The organism is Mesorhizobium sp. M7A.F.Ca.US.005.03.2.1 (assembly GCF_003997795.1).
In the GTDB taxonomy this organism is placed as follows: domain Bacteria; phylum Pseudomonadota; class Alphaproteobacteria; order Rhizobiales; family Rhizobiaceae; genus Mesorhizobium; species Mesorhizobium ciceri.
Window position 1 is genome coordinate 1 of sequence record NZ_RZRP01000710.1, and the last position, 3325, is coordinate 3325.

The 3325-nt window shown below is 66.8% G+C and carries 3 protein-coding genes and 2 pseudogenes; 1 reads left to right on the top strand and 4 read right to left on the bottom strand.

The features are described 5' to 3' along the window. The 4 genes and pseudogenes from EN991_RS28790 to EN991_RS28805 form a co-directional block, all read right to left on the bottom strand. A pseudogene (locus tag EN991_RS28790) lies at nt 1–282 on the bottom strand (hypothetical protein); the annotation flags it as partial. A gap of 134 nt (nt 283–416) precedes the next feature. Beyond that, the gene (locus tag EN991_RS40025) at nt 417–623 is read right to left on the bottom strand and encodes a YadA-like family protein (protein WP_164766107.1); all 207 of its coding nucleotides are present in this window, start codon (nt 621–623) and stop codon (nt 417–419) included. 10 nt (nt 624–633) lie between these two features. Beyond that, nucleotides 634–1698: a hypothetical protein gene (locus EN991_RS28800; RefSeq protein ID WP_127370019.1), complete on the bottom strand. Its 1065-nt coding sequence runs from the start codon at nt 1696–1698 to the stop codon at nt 634–636. A gap of 216 nt (nt 1699–1914) precedes the next feature. Next, the gene (locus EN991_RS28805; protein ID WP_245461096.1) at nt 1915–3066 is read right to left on the bottom strand and encodes a helix-turn-helix transcriptional regulator; all 1152 of its coding nucleotides are present in this window, start codon (nt 3064–3066) and stop codon (nt 1915–1917) included. Nucleotides 3067–3170: 104 nt separating this feature from the next. Between EN991_RS28805 and EN991_RS28810 the strand changes: the two are divergent. Then, a pseudogene (locus EN991_RS28810) lies at nt 3171–3325 on the top strand (ATP-binding protein); the annotation flags it as partial.

The window sequence follows — 3325 nt, forward strand, 5'->3', positions numbered from 1 at the left end:
GTCCACGAATATGCCAGCGACCCCGCCAATGGCGGCGTTGTCCCGGTTGTCTGCTTGACTGCTGCCCCCCGCGCCCTCGCCGATCGAAGTTCCTCCGTTGACGGCTACAGCTCGGGGACCGCAAGCGAGCGAGCCGGCGCCCGTCGCCGTCGCGCCGCCGCCGCTGGTAAACGGGCCCGCATCCGTCGCGGCGACGCCGCAGACCGCCTGCGCCGCCGCCGCCGCCGCCAGGGCCAGCGTGATCGTGGCGGTCACCATCGTCAGCCCGATCAAACGTTCCATGATGTTGCCCTTTCCCTGGAATCGATCCGAGCCGCGGCGCCCCGACGGTTGTCGGCGAACGGACGGCACAATGCCGTCAAATAACGGCCTTTCGCCCGGTTTGCCGGCGAAACTCCTGAATGCACATCGGCCGCCTACCACGCCAGCATCAGGCCAGCGCGGCCGCCGACCGTGTGATCGCTGGCGCCGACGCCGACGCCGCCATTGATGAAGAGGTTGTCGGTGAGCCGGGCATGGGCGGTGCCGGCAAAGGCATTCTGGCCCTCGAACGTGCCCCAATTGATCGAGACGGCGAAATTCTTGTCGGCCGGCAGGCTGCCGCCGGCCATGGCGAGCGCCATGGCAGTGCCCTCAATCGATGCGGCCGTTGAGGTCGCTAAAACCATTTTCGAGCGTGCTGACACGGTTGTCCAGCCCGGCGATCTGACCGATGTCGATGCGCGATGTGGCGAGATTGCCGGCGCCATCGCTGGTGAGCAGGTAGGTCGGGCCGCTCTGCGCAGCCTTGCTGGCGGCGCTGTTGACGCCGGCGAATGTGTAGGTGGCGGCGCCGTCGCCGATCGCCACCTGGCCGGCCCGCGTGGTCTTCACGCCGGCGCCGATGGCCACCGAATTGTCGAAACCCGCCGCGCTGTCGGAGCCGATCGAGATCGAATCGTTCATCGTCAGGGGCGCGCCGGAAATTCCGCCGCCGGCATTCCGGCCGAACGCGATGTTGTTGCTCCCCGTCACATATAGGCCGGAGGAGTCGCCAATGGCGACGTTGTAGTCGCCAATCACAGTGTCGCCGGCGAAGGCGCCGCTGGCGATGTTGTAGTTGCCCGTCACGAATGCGCCGGCGTTGTTGCCGCTGGCGATGTTATAATCGCCCCTTACGGCCCCCCCGGCATTGCTGCCGCTGGCGATGTTCTGATGGCCCGATACGTCCCCCCCGGCCTGAAAGCCGGTAGCGATGTTGTTACTACCAGTCACCTCCCGCCCGGCCCGGATGCCGCTAGCGATGTTGTTGCTGCCAGTCACGATGGAGCCTGCTTGGCTTCCGATGGCGATGTTATCGTTTCCATCGCGGAGGCCGCCCGCTCCGTCGCTGCCCCCGGCTACGGCGTTGCCCGCCAAGTAACCGAAGGCGGCATTGCCGCTGCCGTACACGCTGACGCCAGCACCGTTGCCGACGGCTACATTATTTTCATTGCCCACACCCGAAAAGTTTCCCGTACCAGTGCCGATCGATGTTCCGCCGCCTCTGGCCACAGCGCCCACCCCGCAGGCGAGCGAGTCTGCACCTAGTGCAGTCCCGCTCGGGCTCGGTGGAGCCCCGCTAACCGCGACACAGACCGATTGCGCCGCCGCCGCCCCCACCAGCGCCAACGACACCATCGCGGCCAACGCCGCGAGCCTGAACAGACGGTCCACCATGCAACCCCTCCGCCGATTCGATCGGCTTCGCGGAAAGAATGTCGGGGGATGCGGGGGGATGAACAGTCGTCACATGACGACTATCGGTCGGATTTCGCCGGCCAATGCGTACGATCCGGCCCCTTCTGTTGCAGCGTTGCCACATGCCGCGCGCGTTGCCGGTGCTCGCCCGCCAGTTGTACGCTGCAACAGCATTCGGCCCTGGGTCGAAGGTCTTCAATGAGCAGGGAACGGGTGGACGGTCTTGAGCAGCGCGACGAGCTCGCTTTGCTGATGTGTGCCGGTCTTGCGGAAGATGCGCTCGAGATAGGTGCGGGCCGACTTGACCGTGATCCCGCTCGCCGCCGCCGCAACCCCGAGCGATTGGCCCGCGTTCAGGTTCGTCGCCAGCCGCGCCTCGGCTGGCGTTAGGTCGAACAGGCCCATCAGGATGCCGGCGGACGGGACAAAAGCGCCGGGCGACGGCACCGTCGCGGCGACAAGCAGCTCCGCGCCGGAAAACAGGTCGCGTGCCGTGCGGCGCAGCGGCAGTACATGGACGACCATGGCCCGCTGCCCCTGGCTTGCCGGCACCGGGAACGAGCGCACGACGGCATCGGCCCGGTTCCCCGTGATAGCCTCCTGCAGAAGCGCATTGGCGGGCGCATGGGCGATGGCCAGGCCGCCATGCGAGGCGGACAGGAAGATGTCCGACATCGCCTCCAGAAACCGGTTGGCCGCCAGCACGCGGCCGGCCCCGGTCATGATCGCGGCCGGCAGACCGATGGCTTCGAGCGCGGTGACGGTTTCGCGAGCCGCTTCCAGGCCGAGCCGCGCGGCGATGAGGCCGGCGCGGGCAAGGTGCGGGCGAAACGAGTTCAGCAGGGCGAGCGAGGCCAGGTCGCAGGCGCCGTCCTTCAGCCAGCGCTGGAACACAAAGGTGACCAGTTCGCCCGTCGGCATCGGCACGACCGCGCAGATATGCCGGCCGATGCCAAAGGCCCTGAGCTTGCGGCGCACCGGATCGCGCTCGATCTCTCCGGCGCTCATCAAGTCGTCGACGACGATGAATTCAGACGGCCTGAGCGTGTATGTGCGCTGCACCGAGTCGGAGACCTTCCACGCATCGCTGGCGACGAACTCGTCGAACAGCGGTCGCACGATCTCCTCGCTACGACCACGCACCGGCATGTCGTCGCCGAAGAGGAAGATGGTGCCGGCGGCCGAGCCGGACAGGGCGCTGATCGCGCCCAAGGCCTTCGGCCATTCGTCCGGCAGGAAAGCCGCCTCGTAAATCCGATCGATGATGGCTGATTCCGTCCCGGGACCACCCATTTCGCTGCCCCGTTTCGAGGCCGGCAGTGTGTTCCATATGGCCGATGGGGTCAACCGTCAGGGCCTCCAGCAGTGGAAAGTAGGCCGCATACGCCACCAACGGCGCACCCTCTCTCCCGGGTTCGCAACCCATTCGAGCCCCATGCTGGAGAATGTGGCACGATCTTCTGATGATCGGGCCGCCGGGCTCGGGCAAATTGATGCTGGCGCAGCGGCTGCCGTCGATCCTGCCGCCGCTGGCGCCGAAGGAATTGCTCGAAGTCTCGATGATCGCGTCGGTGGCGGGAGAGCTCGGCGAAGGCAAATTGACTGA